Origin of the sequence: Litoreibacter arenae DSM 19593, assembly GCF_000442275.2 — a bacterium.
In the GTDB taxonomy this organism is placed as follows: domain Bacteria; phylum Pseudomonadota; class Alphaproteobacteria; order Rhodobacterales; family Rhodobacteraceae; genus Litoreibacter; species Litoreibacter arenae.
On sequence record NZ_KE557306.1, the window covers coordinates 77,726 to 90,757 of the forward strand.

Below are 13,032 nucleotides of genomic sequence, written 5' to 3' on the forward strand. Positions count from 1 at the left end.
CGTGATCGGCCCGAAAAGAAAGAGATGATTGCGTCGAAGTGAACTCCGACCGTTGCTCATCACGTAAGTTGGCGCGGCACCTTTGCAAGTGGGCGAAAAGCAATGCAGACTGCGCGCGACGCGTGAAGGGGCTTTCCATGCATCTCGATGTTCAGGATCTGAAGAAATTTTACTACCGCACGGGGCTTGGCCGCGTTGCACAACGCGCGGTGCGCGATCAGGTCCGCGCGCTGTGGTCGGACACCAAGGGACAGACAGTCGTGGGATACGGATTCGCCGCGCCATTGCTGCGCCCGTTCATCGGCGAGGCGCGTCGGGTGATGGCCCTGATGCCGGGGCCGCAGGGGGTGATGCACTGGCCTGCGGGGCAGGATAATATGTCGGTGCTATGCGAGGAAACGCAGTGGCCGCTTCAAACGGGGCAGGTAGACCGGCTGGTGATCCTGCACGGGCTGGAGACATCGGGCAATCCGGCGGACCTGCTGGACGAATGCTACCGCGTGCTGGGACCGGGCGGCCGCGTGATATTCGTCGTTCCAAACCGCGCGGGGCTTTGGTCAAGCCGCGATGCAACGCCGTTCGGCTTCGGGCGTCCCTATTCATTGTCGCAGCTGGAATCGCAGCTGAAGCGTCATTCGTTCACGCCCGAAAGTCATCGTGCGGCGCTGTTTGCGCCGCCTAGTCAGCGTAAAGTGTGGCTGAAATGGGCGAACTCGTTCGAGAATGTCGGGCGCAGGCTGTCATCCTATTACGCGGGCGGGGTGTTGATTGTCGAGGCGAGCAAGCAAGTCTACGCGCCGAAGAAGAAAGGCATGGCGGTCGATATGCGCGCACCTTTGCGCATTTTGGAAGGGGCCGCGAATCCTGTTGCGGGGCGGCGGTTGCCCGAGCAGGATTAAACGAGCCTCTTGGCGTGAATCGGGGCGAAAATCACGACTGTTCCGCTTGCGGGTCGTAGATTTTTTTGGCTTCAATCGGTCGCACCTCGCGGCGCAAACTCCCGTTGCCCTGTAAAAGAAGGGGATCGGCCGACATCCTTATGCACTATTATATTAGCCTTCCCTGTTGCGGTGGGCACCCCGCTTTGCTAGATCACCACTGATTTTGAAGGCTGCGGGGTTCGCGGCCTTTCTTGCAACGGCCAAACGGACATCTTCCAAAGTCCGGGCCTCGTAACGGAAGGGTGGACGTGTCCGAACCAGTCTCGATCTCCACAGGCATTGCCGGGCGCTATGCGACCGCTGTGTTTGAACTGGCCAAGGAAGGCAAGAAGCTGAAGGCGTTGGAAACCGACGTTGACACGCTGGATGCCGCATTGACCGAAAGCGCCGATTTCCGCGACCTCATCTCGTCCCCGCTGTATTCGCGGGACCAGCAGGCGGGTGCCATCGCGGCGCTGTCCAAGCAGATGAAGCTGTCGCCGGTGGTGGCCAATACGCTGAACCTGATGGCCAGCAAGCGGCGCCTCTTCGTGCTGCCGCAACTGGTCTCCGGTCTGCGCGCACTGATTGCCGATGAAAAAGGCGAGGTGACCGCTGACGTCACTGCCGCCAAGGCGCTGACCAAGGCGCAACAGGACAAACTTGCCAAGACGCTGAAAGCCAGCGTCGGCAAAGATGTGAAAATTAAAATGGCCGTCGATGAAAGCCTCATCGGCGGTCTCGTTGTAAAGGTGGGCTCCAAGATGATCGACACGTCGATCCGCTCGAAGCTCGCTTCCCTCCAGAATTCCATGAAAGAGGTCGGATAACATGGCGATCCAAGCTGCAGAAATCTCTGCGATCCTGAAGGACCAGATCAAGAACTTTGGCAAAGAAGTCGAAGTTGCCGAAGTTGGTCGCGTATTGAGCGTTGGTGACGGTATCGCCCGCGTCTATGGTCTCGACAACTGCCAAGCTGGCGAGATGGTCGAATTCCCCGGCGGCATTCAGGGCATGGCCCTGAACCTCGAGAGCGACAACGTCGGTGTGGTTATCTTCGGCTCCGACAGTCAGATCAAAGAAGGCGACACCGTCAAGCGCACGAACTCCATTGTGGACGTTCCTGTGGGTGACGAGTTGCTGGGACGTGTTGTCGACGGTCTGGGTAACCCGATCGACGGCAAGGGTCCGATCAAGACGAAAAAACGCGAAGTGGCGGAGCGTAAGGCTCCGGGCATCATCCCGCGTAAATCGGTTCACGAGCCAATGGCAACCGGCCTGAAATCCGTTGACGCCATGATCCCCGTTGGCCGCGGCCAGCGCGAACTGATCATCGGTGACCGTCAGATCGGTAAGACCGCTATCGCGCTCGACACCATCCTGAACCAGAAATCCTACAACGATGCCGCTGGCGACGACGAGAGCAAGAAACTCTACTGCGTCTATGTCGCGATCGGTCAGAAGCGCTCCACCGTGGCGCAGCTGGTCAAGAAGCTCGAAGAAACCGGTGCGATCGAGTATTCGATCGTCGTGGCCGCGACCGCATCCGACCCGGCTCCGATGCAGTTCCTTGCCCCATATTCCGCGACCACGATGGCCGAGCATTTCCGTGACAGCGGTCGCCACGCTCTGATCGTGTATGATGACCTGACAAAACAGGCCGTGTCCTACCGTCAGATGTCGCTGCTGCTGCGCCGCCCACCAGGACGTGAAGCCTATCCGGGTGACGTTTTTTACCTCCACTCCCGTCTGCTGGAGCGGTCCTGCAAGCTGAACGAAGACAACGGCTCCGGCTCCCTGACGGCGCTGCCGATCATCGAAACCCAGGGCGGCGACGTTTCGGCATTTATCCCGACCAACGTGATTTCGATCACCGACGGTCAGATCTTCCTCGAAACCGAGCTGTTCTATCAGGGCATCCGTCCTGCGGTGAACACCGGTCTGTCGGTGTCGCGTGTGGGCTCCTCCGCCCAGACCAACTCGATGAAGTCTGTGGCCGGTCCGGTCAAGCTGGAGCTTGCCCAGTACCGCGAGATGGCGGCGTTCGCGCAGTTCGGCTCCGATCTGGATGCCGCGACGCAAAGGCTGCTGAACCGTGGTGCCCGTCTGACCGAGTTGATGAAACAGCCGCAGTATTCGCCGCTGACCAACGCCGAGATCGTCTGCGTGATCTACGCAGGGACCCATGGCTACCTCGACAAGATCGCCGTCTCCGACGTGGGTCGTTTCGAAGCAGGTCTGCTTGCGCATATGCGTGGCAAGGCATCCGATGTTCTGGACTTCATCACCAAGGAAGACCCGAAGGTCAAAGGGGAAGCCGAGGACAAGATCAAAGCTGCAATCGACGCGTTCGCCGCAGACTTCGCGTAAGGGGGGCTTAGGCAGATGCCAAACCTCAAGGACCTTAAAAACCGGATCGAGTCGGTCAAATCGACCCGCAAGATCACCAAGGCGATGCAAATGGTCGCCGCCGCGAAACTGCGCCGTGCGCAGGACGCGGCGGAAGCTGGCCGTCCCTATGCCGAACGGTTCAACGCCGTGATGGCGCAGCTGGCCAGTGGCGTGTCCGGCGACAGTGGCCCCAAGCTGCTGGTCGGCAGCGGCTCCAACCAGACACATCTGCTGGTCGTGATGACCGCAGAGCGTGGCCTGTGCGGCGGCTTCAACGGCAACATCGCAAAACTGGCCCGCGTGGCTGCCAACAAATTGTTGGCCGAAGGTAAAACGGTGAAAATTCTTACCGTCGGCAAGAAGGGCCGTGAGGCTCTGAAGCGTGATCTGGGCGACCATTTCATCGGGCATGTGGACCTCTCGGGCGTGAAAAAGCTGGGCTATGAGGATGCGTCGCGCATCGCTCAAGATTTGCTGAGCCGTTTTGACGCCGAAGAGTTCGACGTGGCGAAGATCTTTTACTCGACCTTCCAGTCGGTCATCAGCCAGACCCCGACCGAGCATCAGATCATCCCCGCCGATTTCAGCGATGTCGATACCGGCGAGGTGAACACGATCTATGACTACGAGCCAAGCGAGGAGGCCATTCTGGCCGATCTGCTGCCGCGCGCGGTCGCCACGCAAATCTTCTCGGCTCTGTTGGAAAACGGCGCCTCGGAGCAGGGGGCCCGGATGTCCGCCATGGACAACGCAACCCGCAACGCAGGCGAGATGATCGACAAGCTGACAATCGAGTACAACCGCTCGCGTCAGGCCGTCATCACCAACGAGCTTATTGAAATCATTTCGGGCGCTGAAGCGCTCTAGACCCGGAGAACCTCAACATGGCCAATGCAAAAGGCAAGATTACACAGGTCATCGGCGCTGTTGTCGACGTCCAGTTCGACGATCACCTGCCGGCGATCCTTAACGCTGTCACCACCGACAACAACGGCAAAAAGCTGGTGTTGGAGGTGGCGCAGCACCTCGGCGAGAACACGGTCCGGACCATTGCTATGGACGGCACCGAAGGTCTCGTGCGCGGACAGGAAGTGACCGACACGGATGGCCCGATCATGGTGCCCGTAGGCAACGCGACGCTGGGTCGTATCCTGAACGTCGTGGGCGAGCCCGTCGACGAGGGCGAGCCTGTGAACGCCGAAGAAAAGCGCTCGATCCACCAGGACGCGCCAGCCTTTGTGGAGCAGTCCACCGAGTCCACGGTGCTGGCCACCGGGATCAAGGTTATCGACCTTCTGGCACCCTACGCCAAGGGCGGTAAGATCGGCCTGTTCGGCGGTGCCGGTGTGGGCAAGACCGTTCTGATCATGGAACTGATCAACAACATCGCAAAAGTGCACTCGGGCTTCTCCGTGTTCGCCGGTGTTGGCGAGCGGACCCGTGAAGGCAACGACCTGTATCACGAGATGATCGAATCCGGCGTTATCGTCCCCGACAACCTCGAAGAGTCCAAAGTGGCACTGGTTTACGGCCAGATGAACGAGCCTCCCGGGGCGCGTATGCGTGTGGCGCTGACCGGCCTGACGCTGGCCGAGCAGTTCCGCGACCAGTCCGGTACCGACGTTCTGTTCTTTGTGGACAACATCTTCCGCTTTACCCAAGCGGGTTCCGAGGTGTCCGCACTTCTGGGTCGTATCCCCTCCGCTGTGGGCTACCAGCCGACGCTGGCCACCGATATGGGCCAGATGCAGGAGCGCATTACCTCCACGAAAGCCGGCTCGATCACGTCCGTGCAGGCCGTTTACGTGCCTGCGGACGACTTGACCGACCCTGCACCTGCAACTTCGTTTGCCCACCTTGATGCAACCACGGTTCTGTCGCGTGCGATCTCCGAGCTGGGTATCTATCCGGCTGTTGACCCGCTCGACTCCACCTCGCGTCTGATGGACCCGGCAATTGTGGGCGAAGAGCACTACAAAGTGGCCCGTGACGTCCAAGGTATCCTGCAACGCTACAAGTCGCTGCAAGACATCATCGCCATCCTCGGCATGGACGAATTGTCCGAGGAGGACAAACTGACCGTGGCACGTGCGCGTAAGATCCAGCGCTTCCTGTCGCAGCCGTTTGACGTGGCGAAAGTCTTCACCGGCTCCGACGGCAAGCAGGTTCCTCTGGAAGAAACCATCGCGTCGTTCAAGGCTGTTGTGGCTGGCGAATATGACCACCTTCCCGAAGGCGCCTTCTACATGGTTGGCGGCATCGATGAAGTGGTTGCCAAAGCCGAGAAAATGGCCGCTGACGCAGCCTAAACTCAAGGAGGCCTTTCATGGCTGAGATGATGCAATTCGATCTGGTCTCGCCCGAGCGGCGTCTGGCTTCCGTGCAGGCCTCCGAGGTGCAAATCCCCGGGGCCGAAGGTGACTTCACCGCTATGGCGCTCCACGCGCCGGTGATTACCACCCTGCGCCCCGGCGTGCTGAAGGTCGTGACGCCGTCCGGCACCGACGAGTATCTGGTGACAGGCGGTTTCGCCGAGGTCGGCGCCGCCGGCACGTCTGTGCTGGCAGAACGCGCTTATGCCAAGGCGGATGTTACACCCGAGTTGCTTGAGGACCTCATCAAAGAGGCCAACATGCAACGTGACGCAGCCAATACCGACATGGCGGCGAAATACGCCGACGATCTGGTTGCCGCGAGCACCCAGATTTCGGCCTGAGGCTGATAGGCGAACGCGCCGTTTGCTTTGAGAATAGAGAAAGCCCCGGATCGTCGGGGCTTTTTTTATGTGTGCTCAACCGATAAGGGTTAGCTTAAGGAAGGCCGTCATAGTGTCGTCGAAATTGACAAGTACCACGTCCGCGTAAGGGTCAGGAATGCAGCGATTAACCAGCAATAACATCGGGATAACCCAAGGATCTCGGGTGCTGTTTTCCGACTATATCGACGATGGCCCCATGTGGACCGGAACCGGCCCCCGCGAGCACAGGTTTGAGGTGACATTCGAGGAGGCCTACGTGGCGCCACCGAACGTGATGGTGTCAATTGCGATGTGGGACAGCGATACGAAAACCAACCAGCGCATGGATATTTCTGCCGAGGAGATTACAGAGGCCGGGTTTGATCTTGTGTTCAGGACGTGGGGTGATAGCCGCGTCGCTCGTGTTCGTGCGAACTGGATCGTGATCGGGTCCTTGCCCAACGAGGACGACTGGGAGCTATATTGAATTGACCCAATTGTGCCTGCGGCCCATTATTATTTGATGGGGGGCTTCGCCCCCAAACCCCCAAGGTATTTGTGAAGCAATGATGGGTCAGTTGCTTGGGTAGAGGCTTTCGTAGATCGGCTCCAACGTCTCATTATCGAACAGCGAGGAGACGGACATGCCGCCGGAGATGTTCAGGATCGCCTGAGCGAACATCGGGGCGGTCGGCACGATGCGGATGTTTTTGCAAGCCTTGACCTCTTTGGTGGGCTCGATGCTGTCGGTGATCACCAGGCTTTTCATCACTGAATTGGTGATGCGTTCGACCGCAGGACCGGAGAGGACGCCATGGGTGATGTAGCTGTGCACCTCTGTCGCGCCCGCAGCCATGAGGACCTCGGCGGCTTTGCAAAGGGTGCCGGCGGTGTCGCAAATATCGTCCACGATAATGCACCGCTTGCCTTTGACGTCCCCGATGACGGTCATTTCAGCCACTTCGCCCGCCTTTTCGCGGCGCTTGTCGACGATCGACAGGGGGGCCTTGATGCGCTGCGCCAGTTCGCGGGCGCGAGCCACGCCGCCTACATCGGGTGAGACGACCATGACGTCTTCCATGTCCTTGAAGTGGTGCAGGATATCTAGCGCGAAGATCGGTGACGCGTAGAGGTTGTCCACCGGCAGATCGAAGAAGCCCTGAATCTGTGCGGCGTGCAGGTCCATTGTCAGGACACGCTCCACGCCCGCCTCCGCAATCAGGTTGGCGACCAGTTTCGCGGAAATCGGTGTGCGGGCCTTGGTGCGGCGGTCCTGGCGCGCGTAGCCGAAATAGGGGATCACGGCGGTGATGCGCGCGGCCGACGAGCGGCGCAGCGCGTCGGTCATGATCAGGAGTTCCATCAGGTTGTCATTGGCCGGGTTCGACGTGCTCTGGATAATAAACATATCCTCGCCGCGCACGTTCTCGAACACCTCCACGAAAATCTCGCCATCGTTGAACCGCTCCACCCGCGTGTCTACCGGCTTGACCGCCTGACCGCGATGCATCGACATGCGCCTGGCGATAGCATTGGCCAGCGGCTTGTTCGAGTTACCCGCGATGAGTTTCGGATCGGTGTTGATTGGCATATGCAGTCCCCGTTTGGCATCTATCACGGACCTGTGTTCCCCAACCGGCCCGCGTTGCGCACCCCGTAACACCCGACTAGGATTCGCGCAAAGGTTTAACCCCGAGAGGATGTCCAAATGCCACATATAGATTACTATTTCGCGACGCTGTCTCCCTACACCTACATGGCAGGCACGCGACTGGAGGATGTGGCTGCCAAGCATGGTGCGACGATCACCTACAAGCCGCTCGACATCATGGCGCTGTTTGCCCGCACGGGCGGCACACCGCCACCGCAACGGCACCCAAACCGGCAGGAATGGCGGTTGCAGGAGTTGCGCAGGACAGCCAAGAAACTGGACCTGCCGATCAACCTGAAACCTGCGTTTTGGCCTGCGAACCCTGCGCCATCTTCCTACGCGATTATCGCCGCGCAATCGGCAGGGGGCGATGTCGGTGCTCTGGTTCATGCGTTTACCCGCGCCTGTTGGGCCGAGGATCGCGACATTGCCGATGATGGCGTCGTGCGCGAGGTGCTGGAGAGTTGCGGTTTTGATCCCGCGCTGGCCGATAAGGGGCTGCTGGCAGGGGCGGAGCAATACGGGCGCAATTTGGAAGACGCGGTGCTGGCCGGTGTATTCGGTGCGCCGACCTATATCACCGATAGCGACGAGCGCTTCTGGGGGCAGGACCGGATCGAGGATCTGGACCTGCATCTGGCGGGCAAACTCTAGATGCCTGACGCGCTGCTTTTGCACGGCATGCTCGCCGACAGGCGGGTATGGCGGTCGGTGATCGCGGAATTTCCGGATTTGGACTGCGCAACGATGGACCTGCCCGGACATGGGGCCGCCGTTGACTGGGACGGCGGCGATTATCAGACGCAGGCGTTTCGCATGGCTGAAGCCGCATTCGACGCACCCCTGCACCTGATCGGCCATTCTTACGGGGCAACCGTTGCGCTGCGGCTGGCTGTCGAACGACCTGAACTCTTGCGCAGCCTGACGCTGGTGGAGCCGGTGTTCTTCTACGCGGCCAAACAGGCCGCGCCAGAGCTGTTCGCCGACTATGCCACGCGGGCAGTGCCTGTTCTGGACGCCATTGCAGCGGGCGACAACATGCGCGCCGCAGAGCTGTTTTTAGCAGACTGGGGTGTGAAAGGCGGCTGGGCAAAAATGCCTGAAGACGCCCGCGACGCCATTGCCGCGCGTATGCCCCTGATAGCCGTTACCGCTGACGGTCTGGAAAAGGACACAGGGCGCATCTGGCCGCGATTGCCGGACGTGACATGTCCCGTTTTAATCGTCACCGGTGGGAAGTCCGACCCCGTGATGCCTGAAATCGTGCGCGGGTTGGAGAACCGTTTCGAGAATTGCACCAGCGTCCAAATCGACGATGCTGGCCACATGATCCCCGTCACCCATGGCCCGCAACTGGCGGCGCATATTGCTGGGTTTATGGCCTAGCCGCGCAGAAGGGCTGTAAGCTGGTCAATTTCTGCGGCGGATTTCGACCAGTCGCAGACCATGCGACAGCGGATCAATTCGCCGTCAGGGCCGTCAAGTGGGGCGTCGGATGGGAAGAGATAATACTGCGCCCCGGCATCCATCGCGCGGCGATGGGCGGCACGCGGCAGGTGCGCGAAGACCATGTTGGCCTCGGGCGTGTCGGGAATTACGGCACCTGCGACGGTTTCGAGCCCTTCAACCAGCCGCGCGCAATTGGCGTTGGCCTTTGCACCAAGCTCCAGCCACAGGTTGCCTGTCAGATAAGCCTCCATCTGGGCGGACAGGTAGCGGTGCTTGGAGAACAGATGCGCACCGCGTTTGCGGCGCAGCTCAAACTCCCATGCTTTCTCCGGCTCGAAGAAGATCACCGCCTCGACGCCCGCGCAGCCGTTTTTAGTGCCTCCGAAGGACACCATGTCGATGCCCGCCTTCCACGTCATTTCAGCAGCGGAGCAGCCGAGCGCGGCGCAAGCGTTGGCAAAGCGGGCGCCATCGAGATGGGTTTTGAGGCCGTACTCCTTCGCAATTGCGGTGAGCCGCGCAATTTCCTCCAATGTGTAGATCGTGCCGACCTCGGTGGCCTGCGTGATCGTCACCGGCCCGCGCTGGACGCTATGCACGTCTTTCTGGCCGGTGCCTTTGATCGCCTGTCGTAGCGCATCGGGGTCCATTTTGGCACCCGCGCCCTCGACCAAGGTCAGTTTCGCGCCATTTGTGTAAAACTCTGGTGAGCCGCATTCGTCCTCTTCGACATGGGCGACGCGGTGGGCAAAGATCGTCTCCCACGGGTTTGTATAGGTGGCCAAAGCCAGCGCGTTGGCGGCAGTGCCCGTGGCGACCAGATAAACCGTGGCCTCGGGTGCTTCAAACTTGGTGCGGATCAGATCGCGGACACGCGGCATGATCGTGTCGTTGCCATAGGGCATCTCGTAGCCCGCATTCGCTTTTACGATGGCGTCCAGCACGCTCGGATGCATCGGGCCTGCATTGTCGGAGGCGAAATTCATGGGGTTAGTCCTCGATGATATAGTTTTCCCACTCGTCCTCCGGTACCTCGAATTCCGGCACCGTCCAGCCTTGCACGGAAATACCGGCGTCATGGACGCTCTGCGCGGTGCCGGAGATCAGCGGGTGCCAGTCATACAGCGCCTTGCCCTCATGGAGCAGCCGGTAGGCGCAGGTGGGCGGCATCCAATAGCCGATTTCGTCGATATTCTTCGGGGTCAGGACCACGCAGTCGGGCACGAACTGCTTGCGGATGTCATATTGCGCGCAGCGACAGGTCTCGCCGTCCAGCAGACGGCAGGCGATGCGGGTAAACGCGATTTCCATCGTGTCTTCGTCTTCGAGCTTGTTCAGACAGCAGCGCCCGCAGCCATCGCAAAGCGCCTCCCATTCCTTGGGCGCCATGTTCTTTAGCGGGACTTTCTCCCAGAACTTGTGGCGCAGGCCGTCGCGCTGGATCGGGTCTTTCATAGCGCCGCCAGAATGCTACGTGCCCGGGCGCAATCGGCGTCCATCTGAGTGACAAGATCGTCGACGCTGTCGAATTTCAACTCCCCCCGCAGATAGTCCACAAGCGCGACGGACAAGGTTTCACCGTAGATGTCGCCTTTGAAGTCGAACAGGAAACTCTCGCAATTTGGCGTATTGATGCCAAACATCGGGCGCACGCCGATAGAGGCCGCGCCGTGATAGCTGCCCTTATGCGGGCCGGTCAGCACGTCGACCAGCACGGCGTAGACGCCGAATTTTGGCGGGTGCAGCCCGTCGATGGACATGTTTGCGGTGGGGTAGCCCAATTCGCGGCCCCTTTGTGCGCCTTGGATGACTTCACCCTCGATGCGGTGCCAGTGACTTAGCATTTCGGCGGCATCGCGGGGGCGACCTTCGGACAGAGCGGTGCGGATATTGGTCGAAGATATGCGCGCGGTGTCTTGCGTGACCAGATCGGCGATGGTGACGCCAAAGCCGTGTTTCGCCCCGAACTCCGCCAGCATGTCAGCGTTGCCTGCGCGACCCTTACCAAAGCAGAAATCGGCACCGACGACCACATGGGTCAGCCCAAGTCCCTTGGCGATCACATCGCGGGCGAATTCCTCGGCGGTCAGGCTGGACAGGTTGGTGTTGAAATTCAGCTGGTAGAGCCGTTCGACCCCCAGCTTCTCAAGCCGGTGTGCCTTGGCCTCTGCGTTCATCAGGCGAAACGGGGGGGCATCCTTGGCGAAGAACTCGCGCGGATGCGGCTCGAAGGTGACAATGCCGAGCGGCGCGTCAGGCACGGCTTCGCGCGCCATGTCGATCACCGCGCGATGCCCGATATGGACGCCGTCGAAATTGCCGATGGCTGCGGTCGCACCACGGTCTTCGGGTCTGACAAACTGGTAGTCTCGGATAATCCTCATGGCGTCCGAGGTAAACGCCGTGCGGCAGGGGTGCAAGCGTTAGTCGAACTTGCGTGAGGGGGCCAGGACCACGGCCTCGCCCTTTAGGACGTTCTTGCCGTCCACTTCGCAGCGCGTGTGCATGGTCACGCGGCGTTTGGCGTGGTCGATCTCGGTCACTTCAACCTCGGCCATGACCATGTCGCCGGGGCGCACGGGGGCAAGAAACTTCAGCGACTGGCCCAGATAAACCGTGCCGTGGCCGGGCAGTTGCTCGCCAATGACGGCGGAAATCAGTCCGGCGGTCAGCATCCCGTGGGCGATGCGGCCCTCGAAGATGGTGTCCTGCGCGTAGTCGTCATCCAGATGCACCGGATTGTGGTCCGTTGAAATTTCGGCGAACAACTCGATGTCGCGGTCGGTGACCTGCTTGCGCAGATGCCGCTTCATGCCGATTTCAATATCCTCGATGCAGATGGTGCCGCGGGGAAGGTTGTCTGTGCGATGAACGTCGAGCATGGCGCGTAACTTTCAAACAAGAGAACTGACAGGTTTGAAAGATAATTACTTTGCAGGCGCAGAAAAGTCCAGACTTTTTGTCCTAGCGCAGGAAGCCGATCGTGTAGGTCGGTGACACCATTTCCTTTGCCAGATAGGCCTCCAGCGCGTCTGCGTCGGGTTGCTGCGACGTTTTGGTCTCGGCGGCGGCAAGACCGCCAGAGATGAACAGGGAATCAATATCCTCGCCCATCGCGCCACGAATATCCGTTAACACGCCATCGCCGATGCACAGGATGCGGTCGTCCGGGACGGATTTGCCCAAGGCAGCCAGCCTGCGGCGGGCAAGGTCGTAAATAGGGGGGTGAGGCTTGCCGAAATAAAGGCTCTGGCCGCCCATTTCGGTATAGAGTGCGGCCAAAGCACCAGCGCACCATTCACGGGTATCACCGCGATCCACCACGATATCGGGGTTGGCGCAGAGCAGCTTCAGCCCCTTCTGCTTGGCGTAAAGGAATTCCGGTCGCATGACGGCAGGGTCGGCCTGCGGGTCGAACGGGCCGCAGCAGACGATGCCTTCGGCCTCTTCCAGCGGAACCTGCTCGATGGCGACGGGGTCTTCCACGATTTCCAGCGGGTCGAAGAAGGTCTGGTCGTGCGGCTGGCCGATGAAATAGACCTTCGAGCCGACCGCCCCGTTGAACATCGCAAACCGCGCGCTGTCGCCGGAGGTGGCGATCACGTCCCAGCTGTCGTCTGCCACACCGATCTTGTCGAGCTGCTTGGCCACAGACCCGCGGTGGCGCGGCGCGTTGGTGACAAAAACCACCTTCCCGCCCTTGCCGCGATACTCCTGCATCGCGGTCACTGCGTCTGCGAAAGGCTCCAGCCCGTTGTGGATGCACCCCCACAGGTCCACGAACAGCGCGTCATAGCGGTCGGAAATCTCGGACAGGTTGGTGATGATCTGGGTCATGGGGGCCTCTGGGTTAGGGTGTGGCGGCGGGCGCTGCGTGGACGCCC

Annotated in this window: 15 protein-coding genes; 9 read left to right on the forward strand and 6 right to left on the reverse strand. The window is 60.4% G+C overall.

Going from position 1 to position 13,032, the window contains the following annotated elements; genetic code table 11:
- Nucleotides 1–137: 137 nt before the first annotated feature.
- The 7 genes from THALAR_RS00440 (at nucleotide 138) to THALAR_RS00470 (ending at nucleotide 6,535) form a co-directional block, all read left to right on the forward strand.
- Nucleotides 138–899 carry a class I SAM-dependent methyltransferase gene (locus THALAR_RS00440; RefSeq protein WP_021099479.1) on the forward strand — a complete coding sequence of 254 codons (762 nt, stop codon included), beginning with the start codon at nucleotides 138–140 and terminating at the stop codon, nucleotides 897–899.
- A gap of 290 nt (nucleotides 900–1,189) precedes the next feature.
- Nucleotides 1,190–1,750, forward strand: coding sequence for a F0F1 ATP synthase subunit delta (locus THALAR_RS00445; protein WP_040816920.1), 561 nt, complete (start codon nucleotides 1,190–1,192; stop codon nucleotides 1,748–1,750).
- A gap of 1 nt (nucleotide 1,751) precedes the next feature.
- Nucleotides 1,752–3,290 carry a F0F1 ATP synthase subunit alpha gene (gene atpA, locus THALAR_RS00450; protein WP_021099481.1) on the forward strand — a complete coding sequence of 513 codons (1,539 nt, stop codon included), beginning with the start codon at nucleotides 1,752–1,754 and terminating at the stop codon, nucleotides 3,288–3,290.
- A 15-nt stretch (nucleotides 3,291–3,305) separates the two neighbouring features.
- Nucleotides 3,306–4,178: a F0F1 ATP synthase subunit gamma gene (locus THALAR_RS00455; protein ID WP_021099482.1), complete on the forward strand. Its 873-nt coding sequence runs from the start codon at nucleotides 3,306–3,308 to the stop codon at nucleotides 4,176–4,178.
- A 17-nt stretch (nucleotides 4,179–4,195) separates the two neighbouring features.
- On the forward strand, nucleotides 4,196–5,620 hold the full coding sequence (gene atpD / locus THALAR_RS00460; RefSeq protein ID WP_021099483.1) for a F0F1 ATP synthase subunit beta: 1,425 nt from the start codon (nucleotides 4,196–4,198) through the stop codon (nucleotides 5,618–5,620).
- A gap of 17 nt (nucleotides 5,621–5,637) precedes the next feature.
- Nucleotides 5,638–6,027, forward strand: a complete 390-nt coding sequence (locus THALAR_RS00465) for a F0F1 ATP synthase subunit epsilon (RefSeq protein ID WP_021099484.1) — start codon at nucleotides 5,638–5,640, stop codon at nucleotides 6,025–6,027.
- A gap of 205 nt (nucleotides 6,028–6,232) precedes the next feature.
- Nucleotides 6,233–6,535, forward strand: coding sequence for an H-type lectin domain-containing protein (locus THALAR_RS00470; protein ID WP_021099485.1), 303 nt, complete (start codon nucleotides 6,233–6,235; stop codon nucleotides 6,533–6,535).
- Between the two features lie 87 nt (nucleotides 6,536–6,622).
- On the opposite strand, the gene THALAR_RS00475 is transcribed toward THALAR_RS00470, so the two are convergent.
- Nucleotides 6,623–7,639, reverse strand: coding sequence for a ribose-phosphate pyrophosphokinase (locus THALAR_RS00475; RefSeq protein WP_021099486.1), 1,017 nt, complete (start codon nucleotides 7,637–7,639; stop codon nucleotides 6,623–6,625).
- A gap of 117 nt (nucleotides 7,640–7,756) precedes the next feature.
- On the opposite strand from THALAR_RS00475, the gene THALAR_RS00480 reads away from it, so the two are divergent.
- Both THALAR_RS00480 and THALAR_RS00485 read left to right on the forward strand, forming a co-directional pair.
- Nucleotides 7,757–8,353 carry a 2-hydroxychromene-2-carboxylate isomerase gene (locus THALAR_RS00480; protein WP_021099487.1) on the forward strand — a complete coding sequence of 199 codons (597 nt, stop codon included), beginning with the start codon at nucleotides 7,757–7,759 and terminating at the stop codon, nucleotides 8,351–8,353.
- Nucleotides 8,354–9,085, forward strand: a complete 732-nt coding sequence (locus tag THALAR_RS00485) for an alpha/beta fold hydrolase (protein ID WP_021099488.1) — start codon at nucleotides 8,354–8,356, stop codon at nucleotides 9,083–9,085.
- On the opposite strand, the gene THALAR_RS00490 is transcribed toward THALAR_RS00485, so the two are convergent.
- The 5 genes from THALAR_RS00490 to THALAR_RS00510 form a co-directional block, all read right to left on the reverse strand.
- A complete protein-coding gene (locus THALAR_RS00490; protein ID WP_021099489.1) occupies nucleotides 9,082–10,134 on the reverse strand; it encodes a threonine aldolase family protein in 1,053 nt (350 codons plus the stop codon). The genes THALAR_RS00485 and THALAR_RS00490 overlap by 4 nt on opposite strands.
- Nucleotides 10,135–10,138: 4 nt before the next feature.
- The gene (locus THALAR_RS00495) at nucleotides 10,139–10,603 is read right to left on the reverse strand and encodes a YcgN family cysteine cluster protein (RefSeq protein WP_021099490.1); all 465 of its coding nucleotides are present in this window, start codon (nucleotides 10,601–10,603) and stop codon (nucleotides 10,139–10,141) included.
- On the reverse strand, nucleotides 10,600–11,532 hold the full coding sequence (locus THALAR_RS00500; RefSeq protein WP_021099491.1) for a bifunctional riboflavin kinase/FAD synthetase: 933 nt from the start codon (nucleotides 11,530–11,532) through the stop codon (nucleotides 10,600–10,602). Before THALAR_RS00500 ends, THALAR_RS00495 begins: the two co-directional genes overlap by 4 nt.
- A gap of 39 nt (nucleotides 11,533–11,571) precedes the next feature.
- On the reverse strand, nucleotides 11,572–12,030 hold the full coding sequence (locus THALAR_RS00505; RefSeq protein WP_021099492.1) for a MaoC family dehydratase: 459 nt from the start codon (nucleotides 12,028–12,030) through the stop codon (nucleotides 11,572–11,574).
- An 82-nt stretch (nucleotides 12,031–12,112) separates the two neighbouring features.
- Nucleotides 12,113–12,985 carry a TIGR01459 family HAD-type hydrolase gene (locus THALAR_RS00510; RefSeq protein ID WP_021099493.1) on the reverse strand — a complete coding sequence of 291 codons (873 nt, stop codon included), beginning with the start codon at nucleotides 12,983–12,985 and terminating at the stop codon, nucleotides 12,113–12,115.
- Nucleotides 12,986–13,032 lie beyond the last annotated feature (47 nt).

Coding starts and splice junctions, on each gene's coding strand:
- THALAR_RS00440 (WP_021099479.1), top strand. CDS start 138: ATGCATCTCGATGTTCAGGATCTGAAGAAATTTTACTACCGCACGGGG.
- atpA (WP_021099481.1), top strand. CDS start 1,752: ATGGCGATCCAAGCTGCAGAAATCTCTGCGATCCTGAAGGACCAGATC.
- THALAR_RS00455 (WP_021099482.1), top strand. CDS start 3,306: ATGCCAAACCTCAAGGACCTTAAAAACCGGATCGAGTCGGTCAAATCG.
- atpD (WP_021099483.1), top strand. CDS start 4,196: ATGGCCAATGCAAAAGGCAAGATTACACAGGTCATCGGCGCTGTTGTC.
- THALAR_RS00465 (WP_021099484.1), top strand. CDS start 5,638: ATGGCTGAGATGATGCAATTCGATCTGGTCTCGCCCGAGCGGCGTCTG.
- THALAR_RS00475 (WP_021099486.1), bottom strand. CDS start 7,639: ATGCCAATCAACACCGATCCGAAACTCATCGCGGGTAACTCGAACAAG.
- THALAR_RS00480 (WP_021099487.1), top strand. CDS start 7,757: ATGCCACATATAGATTACTATTTCGCGACGCTGTCTCCCTACACCTAC.
- THALAR_RS00485 (WP_021099488.1), top strand. CDS start 8,354: ATGCCTGACGCGCTGCTTTTGCACGGCATGCTCGCCGACAGGCGGGTA.
- THALAR_RS00490 (WP_021099489.1), bottom strand. CDS start 10,134: ATGAATTTCGCCTCCGACAATGCAGGCCCGATGCATCCGAGCGTGCTG.
- THALAR_RS00495 (WP_021099490.1), bottom strand. CDS start 10,603: ATGAAAGACCCGATCCAGCGCGACGGCCTGCGCCACAAGTTCTGGGAG.
- THALAR_RS00500 (WP_021099491.1), bottom strand. CDS start 11,532: ATGAGGATTATCCGAGACTACCAGTTTGTCAGACCCGAAGACCGTGGT.
- THALAR_RS00505 (WP_021099492.1), bottom strand. CDS start 12,030: ATGCTCGACGTTCATCGCACAGACAACCTTCCCCGCGGCACCATCTGC.
- THALAR_RS00510 (WP_021099493.1), bottom strand. CDS start 12,985: ATGACCCAGATCATCACCAACCTGTCCGAGATTTCCGACCGCTATGAC.